Here is a 15,582-nt window from a genome sequence, read left to right as displayed (position 1 = left end):
GGTCAGCTCCTCTCCCTCGTCGTGGCCATCGGCAGGGGCGGGCGCGCGAGGAACCCGGAGACCCGGCGCACCCCCGGCCGATGCCCCTTGCCCGTGAAGTGCGCCCCGGCCGCCCGGGCGGCTGCCCCGGCCTCCGGGTGCCGGCCCAGCGCGGCGAGCGTGTGCGCCCGGTCCAGCTCGGCCGTCGCCTGCACCAGCGGGGAATCGGTGAGCAGTGAGGCCCGTACCGCCTGCTCCGCCCACCCGGCCGCCTCCTCGGGCCGGTCCCGCGCCGTCAGCCGGGCCCGCAGCCCCGCCAGGTCCACCGCGTCCGCCCGGCTCAGCCCCGAAGCGTCGCCGACGCCCGCCAGCCGCTCCGCCGCCCGGTCCTCCCGGCCCTCGTCCAGCTCCAGGCGGGCCGCGTCCAGCGCCACCGCCGTCCGCATCCCGGCCGCCCCGGTGCGCCGGGCCGCCGCGTCCGCCCGGCCGAGCAGGTCCAGCGCGGCGGCGCCCCGGCCGGACAGCGCCTCCACCGTCGCCCGGAACATCGGCAGGAAGACCTCCGCCTCGGCGAACCCCAGCTTCCCGGCCAGCCGCTCCGCCTCGGCCAGGCAGCCGTACGCCTCATCGGCCGCGTCCTGGAGCGCGTACAGCACCGCCAGGGGGCAGTTGAGCGTGACCCGGACCGTGGGGCGGCCCGCGCCGTGCGCCGCCAGCAGCGTCCGGCAGCGGATCACCGCGGCGGGCACCGGGACCGGCCCGCGCCACAGGGAGATGCCGATCGCGCCGAGCGCCCCGGCCCGCTCCGGCTCCGCGCCGGCCAGCACGGCGTGCTCCAGGGCCCGCGCCTGGTCCCGCTCCGCCTCCTCGTGCCGCCCGGACCGCTGGAACTGCTGGGCGAGCCGCAGATGGGCGCGTGCCCGGCCGACCGAGTCCCCGGCCGCCTCGAACACCGGGAGCACGGTACGGGCCACGGCGGCGGGGCCGGGTCCGGGGCCGCCCGGGTCCAGCACCGCGAGCGCGAGGCGGGCGTGCGCGGCCTCCACCGGGTCGGCCGCCCCGTCCCGTACCCGGAGCAGCAGTTCGGCGCCCTCCGCGGCGCGGCCGAGCGCCACCCGCACCTCGCCGAGCCGCCGCGTCGCCGCCGGGTCGCCGGGGCTCAGCTCCACCGCCCGCTCCAGCAGGCCGTGCGCCCAGTGCAGGTCGGACCGGGCGGCGGCCTGCGCCCCGGCCCGGCCCAGCGCGGCGGCGGCCCGGTCGCGCAGTCGGCGGGCCCGGTCGTCCAGCAGGCCCAGCTCCGCCCGGTAGCGGTAGGCCCGCTCCAGATGGCCGCCGACCGCACCGTCGCCGCTGCGCAGCACGCTGGGCAACTCGGCCGCCCAGGCGTGGCGTTCGGCCTTGGCCCGTTTGGACAGCGAGGCGTACGCGACCTCGTGCACCAGTCCGCTGCTGAACCGGTAGGCCTCCGCCGCCGCCCGGTCTCCCCCCGGGCCCGACTCGACCAGTCGCCGGCGGCCCAGCGCCTCCAACGCCTCGTCCACGAGCTGCCGTTGAGGGGTGATCCCGTGGCCCTCCGCGTCCCGTACGGACGACTGGAGCCGGACCAGTTCCGGAGCGGTGAACTCCCGGCCGATCACGGCGGCCAGGTCCACCACGTCGCGCTCCGCCCGGGCCAGCGCGCCGATCCGGGCGCCCAGCAACGCCTGGAGCGTCGGCGGCAGTTCCTCGCCGGCCGCCCCACCCGCCCCGGCCTCCGTGCCCGACCCGGTCACCCCGCCCCCGGCGTCCGCCCGGTCGCCGACCAGGAGCTGTTCCAGATAGAGCGGGTTGCCCCCCGCCCGCTCCAGGATCGGGTCGGTGCCGGGGATCCCGCCGTCCGGACCGGCGAGTACGGCGGCGAGCCTCGCCGCCTCCTCGTACGGCAACCCCGTGAGCTGGAGCAGCGCCCCCGCACCGGCGGGCGGACCGTCGCCGTCGTCCGGCCCCTCCGGCCCGTCCGGCCGTCCGGCGCAGAGCACCAGCACGCCCGCGCACCCCGAGCCGTCCGTCAGCCGGTGCGCCGTGCGGACCAGCAGCGGGGCCGCCGCGTGCCAGTCGTCCAGCACCAGGACGACCGGGCGGACGAGGGCCGCCCGTTCCAGGACCGTCGCCAGGGCCGCGCACATGTCTTCGAAGGGCGCGTTCGGCGTACCGTCACGCAGCAGACCCCCGGACAGCAGAGCCATCGCGTCGCCGACCGCCAGCCCGCCGACCGCCGGCCCGTCGGCAGCCTCCTGCGCGCCTTCCGAGGGCTCCGTCGCGGCCAGCAGGGAACGCACCGCGTCGGCCAGCGGCGCGAGGGTGCCGTGGTCCCCGTAACTGCGGCACCGCCCGGCCCCGTACACGAGCCCGCCGGACGCCGACCGCCCCGCCAGCCACTCCCGTACCAGCCGGGTCTTTCCGATACCCGCCTCCCCGGTGACCCGCAGCAGTCCGGCCGTGCCCTCGCGCACCGTCCGCTCCAGCGCGGCGTCCAGCGTCCGCCGCTCGGCATCGCGCCCGACGAAGGGGACGTCGAAGCGGCGCAGCAGCTCGGGGTCGTCCGCGCCCAGCGCGAGCAGCCGGTGGGCCTCGACACTGTCCCGCTTGCCCTTGAGCCGCAGCGGCCCGGTGGGCTCGGCGCTCACCGTCGGACCGGCGGCGAGCAGGGTCCCGGGGCCGATCAGGATCTCGCCCCGGCCGGCGTTCTGCTCCAGGCGGGCGGCGATGTTCACGGTCTCCCCGGAGACCAGCGCCTGCCGGGCGGTCCGGTCCGAACCCGCCACCACCTGACCCGTGTTGACGCCGATCCGGATGGCCAGCTCGATGCCGAGGGTGGCGGCCAGCTCCTCGTTCAGCCGGGCCAGCGCCCGGCGCATCCCGAGCGCCGCCGCCAGCGCCCGGCGGGCGTCGTCGTCCCGGACCACCGGGACGCCGAACACCGCCATCACCGCGTCCCCGATGAACTTCTCCGGGGTGCCGCCGCGCGCCACGATCTCCGCGCTCATCGCCTCGAAGTACCGCAGGGTCACCGTGCGCAGCGTCTCCGGGTCGAGCACGCCGGACAGCGCGGTGGACCCGACGAGATCGCAGAACAGCACGGTCACGGGCTTGCGTTCGTCAGCCGGCGGGGGAGCGGCGGCGGCCGGTCCGGCAGCGGTGACAGCGGCGGGAGCGGCAGCCGAGGCGGTCGCGCACGGCGTCCCGCAGGACGAGCAGAACCGGGCCGTCGGCGGCAGATCCTGCTGGCACGAGAGGCAGTTCATGGCGGGTCCCCAAGAATGGTTGGCGGTCCGGGATGTCGAGCGGGTAAGGGCCCGGCGGTGGGCGCGATCGCCGCCGCCGGGCCCTTACCGCCGGCCGGCCACAACCGGGTCGGGTCGGGGCCGGGCGGGGTCAGAACAGCGCGCCCCCGGCGATCTCGCCGTGTGCCTGGACCTCCGGCCCCACGGCGTCCAGCCGGCTCTTCACATCGAGCAGCAGCGTCAGTTCCTCCGGCGTCAGGCCGCTCAGCACCTCGACCTGCTCCTCGGTGAGCAGGTCGACGGGGAAGCCCGCCTCGTACAACGCGTCGGGCAGCGGCGGCCGTTCGCCGTTTCCGGGTGGTCCGGTCATGGTGTGACTCCCATCGGTGAGACAGGTCCGGCTCCCCGCGGCGACGGCGCCGGCGCGGAGCGCCCGAGCCGGACGAACAGCCGGGTGAGCGCGTCGAGGGAGTGCAGGGCGCTGACCGCCACGGCCGCTTCCCGGTCCCGGCCGAGCGGCAGCCGGTCCAGCAGGGCGTGGAGCTCGTCGAGGTGCTCCGTGTCGAGTACCGAGTGCTCCCGTACGGTCCGCAGGGCGGCGGCGGGCAGCCCGGTGCGCCGGGCGATGCGGTCGGTCAGGCCGGGGGCGGGCGCGTAGCCCTCCAGCACGGCGATGTAGCCGAGCAGGGCCACCGGATGGTGGTGCTCGATCCAGTAGTACTGGGACCCGACGAGCGAGGCGATCAGGGGAGAGGGCAGCGGGCCGAGCGCGTCCTCGGGCGTCCCGCCCGCCGCCCGGAGGTCCTCCAGCAGCCAGGCGTCGTGGCCCTCCTCCTCCCGGATGTGCTCCGCCAGATACGCGGCGAGCGGCGCCGCGAGCGGATCACCGGAGGCGGCCCGGGTGCGGAGGCGGTCGAGAGCCAGCTCCATCAGCGGGACGGAGGCGCGTATGACGGCGTGCATGGTGCACAGATACGTCCGGTAGCGCGGCAACAGCCCCTCGGCGCGCCACATGTGGTGTGTCGCGCCACGGAACTCCGGTTCCAGCAGCAGGAGTTTGGTCCGCAACCGGGCGGACGCGCCGGTGCTCATCGGAGGTCCCGTCCGTCGGTCCCCGGCCGGACCGGCTCGCCCGTGACGACCAAGGGCGCGTACTCCGCGCAGCCGTGGCGGCGCACGACGCCCTGGGCTCCCTCCCGGGAACCCCGCATCGCGGCCGTCAGGTCCAGCAGTGCCCCGGCCGCACCGCCCGCCACCGACCGCGCCCCGGCGGCCACCGCCTCGTCGCCGCCCAGCGCCCGGCAGCCGTCGCAGTAGGAGCCGGGCCGGGGGCCGGAACCGTACCGGGCGGCCAGATGGGCCGGCCCGACCGTGCGGAGCATGCGCAGCATCGGGGACTCCAGCGCCCTGCGGCGCACGGTCGCCCAGTCGTCCTCCGCGATATGGCCGAGGTCCAGATGGGCCGGGGCGGGCCGGCGGTCCACGGTGTCCTGGTTGCAGCAGGCCAGCACCCGGCCGTCGAAGGCGACCACGGGCCAGGCGGCCATCGAGCACGGGGACGCCGCGGCGGGGTCGGGGCCGGTGCGGGTGGCCCGTGCCCAGGAAGCGGCCCGGCCGAACGGCCGCACCTCGTTGACCAGGCACGGCACCCGGCCGTCGAACTCCTCCTCCACCGCCCGGGTGAGGCCGGCGAGATACGGGTCCGAACCACCCGTCCCGGTGAGGTGGAGGCTCACGGCCACGCCCTCCTCCCGGACGAGGTGCAGGGCGCGGAACACGTCGGCCCGCGACACCTCGCGTTCGTGGTGGACGTCGAGCGAGGCCGAGAAATGGTCGACCGAGCGGATGGCGCGCAGGATGGCGGGCGGAAGAGCCCCGCCCCGTCGGCCCGCAAGCCCCCCGCCCGACGCGCCGCGCCCGTGCAGCCGGCCTCCGGCCCGTCGGCTCCCGGCCCGTCGGCTCCCGGCCCGCCGGCTCCAGCCCCGCGCGAAGAACATGCCGCTCAGCAGCGCCGTACGGGATCCGGACGCCCGTGCCAGGGTGCTCAGCCGCTCGGCGAGCGCGGGCAGCAGCAGCGGCTCCCCGCCGGTGAGCATGACCACGTCCGGCCGGTTCTCCTCGGTGAACGAGCCGACGAATCGCTCCAGTTCAGCGGGGTCCGGCTGCTGGCGGGTGAGCGGGCCCGACCCGGTCGAACAGTGCGCGCAGCTCAGCGGGCAGCGCCGGGTGAGGCCGAGCAGCAGACCTGCGGCGGGGAAGGGCCGCCGTGCGACGAGTTCGGCGAGTTCCATGCGGGCCGCCTCCTTCGGGGCCGGGGCGCGTCGGGCGCGTACCCAGGCTGTGGGCCACCGGTTCGAGGACGGTCCGAAGGCGCTTCGGCAGCGGTATGGGACCAGGTCAGCATGGGTTCCGGGGGCGTCGGCCCACCTCGCCGGGGGTGCTTTCGCCGCCGCGAGCTGGGGGCAATACCGGTGCCATACCGGCGGCGAAGCGATCGCCAGGCCAGGCTTCCTAACTTTCTCGGCAACGGCAGGCACCGGCCCGCCGCACCGGACACCGGAGGGCATCCTCCGGGCGTCCCGGTCCCGCAGTGACGAGTGGATGGAGATCACCATGTCCGAGAACACGAAGCCGGCCGGCGACGAGACCAACGAGACCCCCGAGGTCGAGGCGCACTCCGTGCTGGACCTCCAGGAGACGTCCGTCAACGCCGACCGCGACATCATCGCGCCGCCCGGCAACTGCATCAGCGTGCTCAGCGTCGTCGAGAACTGATCTCGCCCGCCGCACACCGCATTTCCGTCACACCGCATCTCGGCACACCGCGTTCCGCACATCGCGTTCTGCACACCGCATACCGCGTACCGCATATCCAGTGGATGGAGATCACCATGTCCGAGAACACCAAGCCGGCCGGCGACGAGACCAACGAGACCCCCGAGGTCGAGGCGCACTCCGTCCTGGACCTCCAGGAGACCTCCGTCCAGGGCGGCGACACGACCGACGGCAACTGCATCAGCGTGCTGAGCGTCGTCGAGCAGCAGCGCTGAACTCAGCGCTGAACCACCGGGCCGCGCGCCGCGGCGGGCCGAGGCCGAGGCCTCGCCCCCGCGGCGCCCGGCCGGCGGACGGGCGGTACGGGGCGGCTCCGCGAACAACGGGAGCCGCCCCGCCGTGCTTGTCCCTCATCTCACGTCCGTCATCTCACGTCCGTACGCCGATCTCCGGGAGCCTGCCGATGGCCACGCCCCTCCGCTCCAACCGGGACTTCCGGCTGCTCTGGATGAGCGGCCTGTTCGCCGTTCTGGGCAGCCAGATGAGCGCCCTCGCGCTGCCCCTGCTCATCCTCAAGGAGACCGGCTCCGCCGTGCAGGCCGGCACCGTGGGGACCGTCTCCATCTGCGCCGTGCTGATCACGATGCTGCCCGGCGGGGTCATGGCCGACCGGGTAGAACGCCGCAGACTGATGCGGCTGTGCGACGTGGGGAGCCTGCTCGCGGTCACCGCCCTGACCGTCGCCGTGTGGAACGGCCACGCCCCCATGGTGCTCGTCCTGCTGGTCGCCACCGCCGGGGCCGTCCTCAACAGCGTCTACGCCCCCGCCGCCTTCGGTCTGCTGCGCGCGGTCGTGCCGCCGGACCAGATGGGCCAGGCGACCGCCCGGCTCCAGGCGCGTACCGCCACGGTCCGGCTGGTCGGCCCGCTCGTCGGCGGCGCGCTCTTCGGCGTCCACGAGGCGCTGCCCTTCACCGCCCAGTTCCTCGGCCTGTTCCTGTCGACCGTCTGCGTGGCCCTCGTACGTACGCGCTCGGCCGCCCACAAGAAGGCCGGCTCGGTCCTCAGCCGCGACGAGCTGACCGCCGGACTCGGCTTCCTCTGGCAACTGCCTTACCTACGTACGGTGTTGCTGGTCTTCGGCCTCGGCATGAACTTCGCGTTCGGCGCCCTCACCTTCACCGCCCTCGCCGTGTTCTCCGAGGGCGGCCGCTCCGGGCTCGGCGGCGGCTTCGTCATCACCTGCGTCTCGGCGGGTGCTCTCGTCGGCGCGCTGCTCGCGCCCCGGCTCTCACCCGACCGGCACATCCGGGCCCTCCTGGTCATCACCTGCTGGAGCTGCGTGCTGACGGCCGGCGTCCTGGCCTGGCTCAGCAGCCCGCTGGTCGCGGGGCTGCTCTGCGCGGTGTGCATGTGCCTGTCGACCGTCGCCAGCATCGGGTTCCTGTCGACCCTGCTGGTCGTCACCCCCGAGGACCGGGTCGGCCGGGTGCAGAGCGCGGCCTCCTTCCTGTCGTCGATCGTCCAGCCGTTCGGCCCGCTCGCGGGTGGCGCTCTGCTGACCGCGCTCGGCCCGCGCAACGCCTTCGTCGTGGTCGGCGCGGTGCTGGCCGTCTCGGCTGCGGTCATGACACTCGCCCCCTCCGTACGGTCCGGGGCCGTCCCGCCGCCCGCGGACCCCGCCGCACCGGAGGCCGACGCGGAGGACTCCGACGCCTCCGCCCCGCAGGCCGCGCCCCGTCCCGTCCCCGACGCCGCCGGTCCCGGCGCACTCTGAGGAGGTATTGCCGTGCCCGGCATCCAGGAGACCCAGCTGTACTGCCTCGCCGACCGCCGGTACTACGACACCCCGGCCCGGCTGCCCGACCAGGAGAGCCGCTACCCCCTCGACACGGCCGAACCGCCCTCCGGGTGGCGGCGCGTGGCCGGCGGGCTGTGGACGTCCCTCCTGCCCGAGGGCGGCGAACCGGCCGAACAGGGCTGGAAGATCCACGTGTCGACCGTTCCCGACGAGGCGGCCCTCACCCTCCGCGACACCGCCGCGATCTGCCTCCGGCACCGGGTCCCGTTCAAGTTCCTCCGCAGCGAGCAGGCGCTCCTGCTGATGTCGGGGAAGTACATGTCCCGGGGCAGTGCGGGGAAGTTCCTCACCCTCTACCCGCCGGACGAGACGGCTCTGGCCCGGCTGCTCGACGAGCTGACCACGGCCCTGTCCGGCCGACGGGGCCCGTACATCCTGAGCGACCTGCGCATCGGCGACGCCCCCGTCTACGTACGGTACGGCTCCTTCGTCGACCGCTGGTGCCGCGACGCCCGGGGCGAGCGGGTGCCCGCCCTGCGCCACCCCTCCGGCGAACTCGTGCCCGACGAACGGGGCGTGGTGTTTCGGACGCCTGCCTGGGTGAAGGTGCCCGAGCTGCTGCGGCCCCACCTCGCCGCCCGCGCCGTCGCCCGCGACGACTCCTTCCCGTACACCGTCACCGAGGCGCTCCAGTTCTCCAACGCGGGCGGCATCTACCTCGCCCGGCACCGGGAGACCGGCCACCGGGTCGTGCTGCGCGAGGCCCGTCCCCACTGCGGGCTCGACGCGGTGGGCGACGACGCCGTGACCCGGCTGGAGCGCGAGCACCGGGCCCTCACGGCGCTCGCCGGGCTCGACTGCGTACCGGAGGTGTACGGCGTACGGACCGTGTGGGAGCACCGGTTCCTGATGACGGAGTACGTGGAGGGGCCCACCCTGCTCGACGAGATCGTGGCCCGCTTCGCGTTGGTGCGCGGAGCCCGCACGGCCGACGAACTCGCCCCCTACGCCGCGTGGGTGCACCATGTGACCGCCCAACTCGGCGCCGCACTCCGCGAGATCCATGGCCGGGGCCTGCGCTTCGGCGATCTGCACCCCTCCAACATCATCCTGCGGCCCGACGGCCGGCTCGCACTCGTCGACTTCGAGTACGCCACCGAACTCGACGACGCGACAACCCCGTTGGCCGGTGCCCCCGGGCTCCAGGCCCCACCCGGCACCCCGGGCGCGGAGGCCGACGCCTACGCCCTGTGGGCGACCTGGCTCACCATGCTGATGCCGCTGACCGAGATGGCCTCCCACGACCGGGTCAAGGCGCTGTCCCTGGAGTCCTGGGCCCGCGAGCGCTACGGTCTCGCTCCCGACGCCGGTCCGGCGCGCCCGGCCCTGCTGCGGGCGGCCGAGCGCGCCGCCGGCCGGGAGAGCGAGATCGCCGCCCTCCTCGGCGGGCCCACGCCCGACTGGGCCGAGCTGCGGACCCGGCTGATCGCGGGCATCCACGCGGGTGCGACGCCCGAGCGGCGCGACCGGCTCTTCCCCGGCGACCCCAAGGGCTTCGCCACAGGCGGTACGGATCTGGCGCACGGGGCCGCCGGTGTCCTCTACGCCCTCCACCGCGTCGGGGCCCCGGTCCCGGCCGCCTGGACCGACTGGCTCGCCGAGACCGCCCGCCGCCGCGACCCCGCGGCCCCGGGCGGCCTCTACGACGGGCTGCCGGGCACCGCCGTGACACTGGCGCTGCTCGGCCGCCCGGACGAGGGGCGCGAGCTGTTCGCCCGAGCCGCCGAGGCCGCCCACCCGTCCCCCTCGGCCGATCTGCTCACCGGGCGCGCGGGCATCGCCCTGGCCGCCGTCCGCCTGGCCGGAGCGACCCCCGGGGCCCCGGATCCGGAGCTGCTGGACACCGCCCTGCGCACCGCCTGGGACCTCGACTGCCTCGTGCGGGGCGAGACGGTGCCGGGCGGGCCCGAGGCCCCGCCGTCGGCCGGGCTGCTGCGCGGGCTCAGCGGCGCGGCGCTGCTCCACCTCGAACTGCACGCGCTCACCGGCGAGGAGTGGCTGTTGCGCGCCGCCCGCACCGCCCTGTACCGGGACTCCGGCCACTGCGTGGCGATGGACGACGGCACGGTCCAGGTCAAGGACGGCCGCCGCCACCTCCTCTACCTCGACCAGGGCAGCGGCGGCTTCGCCCTGGTCGCCCGCGCCTACCTGGCCCGGCAGGAAGCGCCCTCGCTCGCCGGACTGCTGCCCGGGGTGCGCAAGGGCTGCGGCAACGAGTTCGTGCGCGAGCCGGGGCTGTTCACCGGGCGCGCCGGACTCGTCGCCACCGCCCGCCAGTTGGAGGACGAAGGACCGGCCGGGCCCGAAGTCCTGGCCTCCGTGCGCAACCTGTCCTGGCACCTGGTCGCCGACGGGGACCGGCTGCTGGTGCCCGGGGCCCGGCTGCGGCGCTGTTCCGCCGACCTGGCCACCGGGGCGGCCGGGCTGCTGCTCGCCCTGCACTTCCTGGCGGGGCCGGACGCAGAGGAGGCCGCCGCCCCGGAGGGCCGAGGCCCCGGGAGCGACGGCCACCGGCCGCACGATCTGCTGAAGCTGCTCACCCTGGGCTGAGGGCGACGGCGGGCGCACCGGTCCGGTCGCCCGCCGCTCCCTGTCGGCCTGACGCCTCCCGGTCGACCGCCGTCCCCTGCGCGCCCGTCGCGGCCAACTCCGGCTCGCCCGCCGCCGTTTGCTCGCGTGCGAACAGGCAGAGCAGACGCGGCACTTCGTACAGTGCGGCATGCGCGGTGACCTCGCCCGCCGGGGAGGTCACCGCGCCGGCGTCGATCAGCGACTCCACGGCCCGGATCGCCGCCCGCTCCCCGCAGCCCAGCGCCACCGTGGCCCGGTCCAGGGTGAAGCACCCGTCATCGGCGAGCCCGGCCAGCCGCCCCAGCACCCATCGGTCGGGCTCCGCCAGGTCCCGCCAGCCGGACGCGATCCGGTGCCGTACGGAGACGTCACCGGCGACCAGTTCGTCGAGCGCGGCCGACGGATCGTCGAGCCGGTCCGCGTACTCCGCCAGCGGCAGATGCCGCAGCACCGCCAGCCGCATCCCGCTCACCTCCACCGCCAGCGGCAGCCCCCCGCAGGCTCGGACGATCCGCAACGCCGCCGCCGGGTCCGTCCGCAGCCGCCCGGCCCCGATCAGCTTCCCCAGCAGCTCCAGCGCCTCGCCGTCCGCCGGCGCGGGCAGCGCGATCCGGTGCACCGGGGCGAGACCGGGCAACTGCCCCCGGGCGGTGACCAGTACGGCGCACTTCCCCGACCGGGGCAGCAGCCCCCGTACGGACGCCTCGTCCGGCACGTCGTCCAGGACCACCAGGGCCCGGTGCCGGGCCTGCCACTCCTGCCAGGCCTCCGCGAGGACCGCGAGGGCCCCGGCCGTAGCGGGCACCTCGGCGCCCGTCGCCGTCGCGGGGATCTCCGTGCGCGACTCCGCGATCCCGCACCACCGCCCCAGCTCCGCCAGTACCTCCGCCCGGCTGCGCGCCGTGCCGTCCTCCCGGCGCACCCGGACGTGGACCCGGCCGTCGGGGAACGGGTCGGCCAGCAGGTGCGCCGCCCGGACCGCCAGCGCCGACTTGCCCGCCCCGCCCGGACCCGACACGACCACCACGCGCTCCTCGCCGCCGCCCAGCACGTCGAGCAGGCCCCGGAGCTCCTCCCGGCGGCCGGTGAACGCCCCGGTACCGGCGGGCAGCGCCACCGGGGCCGGTGTCCGGCGGGAGACGGCGGGCCGCCGCGCCTCCCGCCCCCGGCCGAGCATCGAGCGGTACAGCGCCGCCATGGCCGGACTCGGCTCAAGACCCAACTCCCTTGCCATCAGCTGCCGGTAGTCGTCGTACACCGCCAGCGCCTCGGCCTGCCGGCCGGACTGGTGCAGGGAGGTCATCCAGGCGGCCCGCAGCCGCTCCCGCAGCGGGTGGCGCTCCACCAGATCCCGCAGCCCGTCCACCGCGACGGCGGCCCGGCCCAACTCGATCTCGGCCTCCGCCCAGTCCTCGTACACCGTCAGACATCGGGCCTCCAGACGGTCCGCCTCCTCGGCCACCCCGGCCGAGTCCCGCAGATCGTGCAGCGGCGGCCCCTCCCACAGGTCGAGCGCCTCACGCAGCAGCCGCGCCGCGCCGGCCACATCGCCCCGCCCGGCCGCCGCCCGCCCGGCCCGGGCCAGCGACCCGAAGCGCAGCGTGTCCAGTTCGCCCTCGGCGATGCGCAGGTGATAGCCCCCGCAGCCGTGCACCAGCCGGTCCGCTCCGCCGTCCCCGGCCGGGCCCAGGAGGGCGCGGGCCGCGCTGATGTAGACCTGGAGGTTCTTGCGGGCGGTGCGGGGCGGATCGTCCGGCCACACGGCGTCGGTCAACACGTCGACCGGTACCGGGGTGTTGGGCCGGGCCAGCAGAGTGGCGAGGACCAGGCGCTGCTTGCGCGGGCCGAGCGGCAGCTCACGGCCGTCCCGCCGGGCGGTCAGCGGGCCGAGCAGTGAGAAGTGCACGGCACCGGCGGCACCGGCGGAACCGGTACGGACGGGAGGTCGGGTCATCAGCGGGCCTCCGGGAGGGGGACGGGCGGCGGACTGGACCGTACGCACGGCCGATCCTGCTGCCGCCCGGACCCCCGCACATCGGGGTCCCGCCCGCATTTTCCGCCCGGGTACCCGACCGAAACCGCCCGGCACCCCCATGTTGCCCGCCCCGGACCCCCACGCCCGTACGCCCGCACCGCCTCGCGGTACGCGGTACGCCCCGCCCCCGCCCCTCAGGCCGGCTCGGTGGCGCACTCGGCGGCGAACTCGCACAGCGCCGCCCGGTCCGCACGGCCGGTCTTGTTCAGCAGGCTGGCCATGTGCTTCTCCACCGTGCGCGGCGAGATCGACAGCCGGCGGGCGATCTGCTGGTTCCCGGGCCGCTCGGGCAGCAGCACGAACACCTCGTACTCGCGCGGCGTCACCCCACTGGTCCGCAGGGGCGACGGGATCCGGTCCCAGCCGCCCCGGTGCTGGCCGACGGACTCCCCGGCCTGCCGCAGCGCCGCCCGGCAGGCGGCGGAGACCGGCTGCACCCCGGCCCCGTAGAAGAACTCCTCGGCGGTCCTCAGCCACGCCACCGGCTCGCCCCAGCCGTCCTCCCGGGCCGCGTCCGCGACCAGCCGCAGCCCCAGATGCCGGGCGACCGGGAAGGGCCCGGAGCGCCGGGCGAAGGACGCCATCATCCGGGCGGCCCCGGCCGGGTCCCCCTGTCGGCCCAGCAGCACCGCGTCGGCCAGCTCCAGGAACTGCCGGTTCCAGGCGAGGCAGCCCCCGGGGGCCGCCCGCGCCTCCTCCAGCTCCGCCCGGTCCGCCTGCCCGGCCAGGACCCGCAGCAGTGGGCGCAGCCCGTACCGCCCGCTCAGGTAGTAGTAGCTCGGGTGGTCCAGTTCCCAGGCCAGCGCCTCGTCGAGACCGGCCGCCGCCCGCTCCCGGTCCTCCTCCAGCAGCGCCCCGAACGCCCGGCAGAGCCCCGACCGCAGCGGCACCAGCAGCGACTGCTCGCCCCCCGCCCGCCGGAACGCGGCCAGCGCCCGGTCCATGTCCCGCCGCCGCCCCCGGTGCGCGGCCATCGTCGCCCCGGCCAGCAGCAGATAGCGGTGGGCGGACAGATCGCCGACCCGGGCACTGGCCTCGGCCGAGCGGTCGATGATCTCCTGCGCCTCCTCCCACCGGGCGCACAGCACCGCGTTCATCGCGAGCAGTCCGTCGACCGTACGCGTCAGCAGCAGCGCGCCGAGATCGGTGGCCGCCGCCCGGGCGGAGAGCAGCCGCGACGCGTCACCGGTCCGCATGAAGGCGTTCGCGCCCAGCCGCACCAGCGCCTCCACCCGCCAGACCGGCAAGGAGTGTTCGGTGGAGATCGACAGCATCCGTTCCAGTGCGGCGTCCGCCGCGTCGAAACCCTCCTCGCGCCGCAGCAGCGCCAGTAACTGCCAGGCCTGGCAGGCCACCACGGGCAGCCCCTCGGCCTCGGCGGTCTCGGCGGCCTTCTGGACGGCCTGCTCGGTCTCCACCGGATCCCGGAACGGCCGCCCGTGCCCGGGGAGCCCGGGGAGCAGCGCCAGATAGCCGTCGACCACCACGAGCGCGGCCCGGCGGCCCGGGGACGGTGCCGGACCGAGCAGCACCCGGGCCGCTTCGACCTGGAGCGCGGCCTCTGCGGTGCGTTCCGCCATGACCGCCGCCCAGGCGAGGTCGATGTGGATCTGGCCGCGCCGGGCGGCGGCCTCGGAACGCGCCGGAACCGGCGGCAGCGCGTCCGCCAGCGCCAGCGCGCCGTCCAGATCGCCGCCCTCGGCCCGGGCGACCGCCAACGACTCGGCGACGGCGGCCCGGTCGGCCTCGGCGGCCAGGGGGTGCGCCCGCTCCAGCAGCACCACGGCGGAGCCGTGCGCTCCCGAAGCGAGCATCCGTCTTCCGGCCTCCGCGAACTGGCGGGCGGCACCGGCCCGGTCGCCCGCCGCCAGTTGCAGCGAGGCCACCAGCTGCCGCCCGTCCTCGTCCAGCGGCTCCCCGGACTGCTCGATGGCCGCGGCGGCCCGGCGGGCCAGGGAAGCGCGCTCGGCCGGCACGAGCGAGGAGATCAGGGCCTCGGCGGTGAGCGAGTGCCGGAAGGTGTAGCGGTCGGGGGCCGCGCCGTCCGGGGCGATGACCCCGGCCTCCACCGCGGACCGCAGATGGGTGAACAGGGCCCGGTCCTCGTAGCCGGTGACGGTCTGGAGCACGGTCACCGAGAACTGGCTGCCCAGGGTGGCCGACGCCAGCAGGAGATCCCGTACCGGCTCGTCGAGCCGCTCCAGCCTGCGGGCCCAACTGCGCACGATGTCCGAGGGGATGGAGTCGCCCGGCTGCTCCACCGCCTCCCAGGCGCCGTCCGCCCGCCGGAGCCGGCCGGTGTCGAGGAGGTCCGCCAGCAGCACTTCCAGCAGGTAGGGGTTGCCCGCGGCGCGCCCGGCCAGCCGCCGGTGCACCGCCTCCGGGATCTCCTGCGGCCCCGCCTCCAGACACGCGCCCGTCAGCGCCCGCACCTGGGCGTCGTCGAGCGGGCTCAACTCCCTTACGGTCGCGGCCTGCCGGCGCTCGGCGGAGCGTACGAGGTCCAGGGCGGCGCCCGGCTCCGGGCGCAGGGTGCCCAGGAACAGGATGGGGAGATCGGCGAGGTTGTCGATGACGTACTCGACGACCGCGACGGTCTCCGTGTCGCAGTCGTGCAGATCCTCCAGCAGGATCGCGCAGCCCGCCTCCCTGCCCAGCACGGACAGCAGCCGCAGCAACGCCTCCGCCAGCTCCACGACCGTCTCCGGGTATCCGGGCGACCCGGCCCTGCGCCACTCCGGGACCAGCCGGGCCAGCGCCGGATGGTAGGGCGCGAGCTCCGGATCGGTCGGGGTGCCGGCCGCCCGGAACCGGGACGCCAGCGCCTCGGCGAGCGGGCGGAACGGCACGACGAGCCCGGTCGAGGTGGCCCGGCCGCGCAGCACCGGCATGCCGAGCCCGTAGGCCCGGTAGGCGCACTCGCCCACCAGCCGGGACTTTCCGATACCGGCTTCCCCGACGAGGAACAGCGCGCGCCCCGAACGCCGTTGCACGGCGTCCAGGGCGCTGCTCAGCAGTCCGATCTCCTCGTCCCGCCCGACGATGACCGGCGAAGTGGCTCGCATGGCCGCAGATTACTGGAGCGGCAACTTCGACGG

The 15,582-nt window shown here is 76.0% G+C and carries 10 protein-coding genes; 4 read left to right on the top strand and 6 right to left on the bottom strand.

All coding sequences use genetic code 11. The annotated features are described in order from the left end of the window. Positions 1 to 2: 2 nt before the first annotated feature. From IE140_RS27705 to IE140_RS27690, 4 genes are all read right to left on the bottom strand, one after another. Complete coding sequence (locus IE140_RS27705) at positions 3 to 3,263, bottom strand: adenylate/guanylate cyclase domain-containing protein (RefSeq protein WP_189460801.1); 3,261 nt, start codon at positions 3,261 to 3,263, stop codon at positions 3 to 5. Positions 3,264 to 3,393: 130 nt separating this feature from the next. Continuing rightward, positions 3,394 to 3,612 (bottom strand): aroma-sacti cluster domain-containing protein, encoded by a 219-nt coding sequence (locus IE140_RS27700; RefSeq protein WP_006124648.1) that lies wholly within the window; start codon positions 3,610 to 3,612, stop codon positions 3,394 to 3,396. Beyond that, positions 3,609 to 4,334, bottom strand: coding sequence for an iron-containing redox enzyme family protein (locus IE140_RS27695; RefSeq protein ID WP_032765131.1), 726 nt, complete (start codon positions 4,332 to 4,334; stop codon positions 3,609 to 3,611). The genes IE140_RS27700 and IE140_RS27695 overlap by 4 nt, the downstream gene beginning before the upstream one ends. Then, entirely contained in the window at positions 4,331 to 5,533 is a 1,203-nt protein-coding gene (locus IE140_RS27690; protein WP_189460799.1) for a radical SAM protein, read from the bottom strand. The genes IE140_RS27695 and IE140_RS27690 overlap by 4 nt, the downstream gene beginning before the upstream one ends. Before the next feature lie 322 nt (positions 5,534 to 5,855). Here IE140_RS27690 and IE140_RS27685 point away from each other — a divergent pair, with 322 nt between their 5' ends. From IE140_RS27685 to lanKC, 4 genes are all read left to right on the top strand, one after another. After that, positions 5,856 to 6,017 carry a hypothetical protein gene (locus tag IE140_RS27685; protein WP_164873496.1) on the top strand — a complete coding sequence of 54 codons (162 nt, stop codon included), beginning with the start codon at positions 5,856 to 5,858 and terminating at the stop codon, positions 6,015 to 6,017. Positions 6,018 to 6,133: 116 nt separating this feature from the next. Next, positions 6,134 to 6,292: a hypothetical protein gene (locus IE140_RS27680; protein WP_164873495.1), complete on the top strand. Its 159-nt coding sequence runs from the start codon at positions 6,134 to 6,136 to the stop codon at positions 6,290 to 6,292. A 188-nt stretch (positions 6,293 to 6,480) separates the two neighbouring features. Next, positions 6,481 to 7,794 carry an MFS transporter gene (locus tag IE140_RS27675; protein WP_150198049.1) on the top strand — a complete coding sequence of 438 codons (1,314 nt, stop codon included), beginning with the start codon at positions 6,481 to 6,483 and terminating at the stop codon, positions 7,792 to 7,794. Between the two features lie 12 nt (positions 7,795 to 7,806). Next, complete coding sequence (lanKC, locus tag IE140_RS27670; RefSeq protein ID WP_150198051.1) at positions 7,807 to 10,428, top strand: class III lanthionine synthetase LanKC; 2,622 nt, start codon at positions 7,807 to 7,809, stop codon at positions 10,426 to 10,428. Here the strand turns inward: lanKC and IE140_RS27665 are convergent. Further along, positions 10,415 to 12,403 carry an AfsR/SARP family transcriptional regulator gene (locus IE140_RS27665; protein WP_150198053.1) on the bottom strand — a complete coding sequence of 663 codons (1,989 nt, stop codon included), beginning with the start codon at positions 12,401 to 12,403 and terminating at the stop codon, positions 10,415 to 10,417. The genes lanKC and IE140_RS27665 overlap by 14 nt on opposite strands. Positions 12,404 to 12,618: 215 nt before the next feature. Continuing rightward, complete coding sequence (locus IE140_RS27660; protein ID WP_150197632.1) at positions 12,619 to 15,549, bottom strand: helix-turn-helix transcriptional regulator; 2,931 nt, start codon at positions 15,547 to 15,549, stop codon at positions 12,619 to 12,621. Positions 15,550 to 15,582 lie beyond the last annotated feature (33 nt).

This window comes from Streptomyces parvus (assembly GCF_014648875.1).
Classification (GTDB): Bacteria; Actinomycetota; Actinomycetes; order Streptomycetales; family Streptomycetaceae; genus Streptomyces; species Streptomyces parvus.
This window is presented reverse-complemented; position numbering and strand designations above follow the sequence as displayed.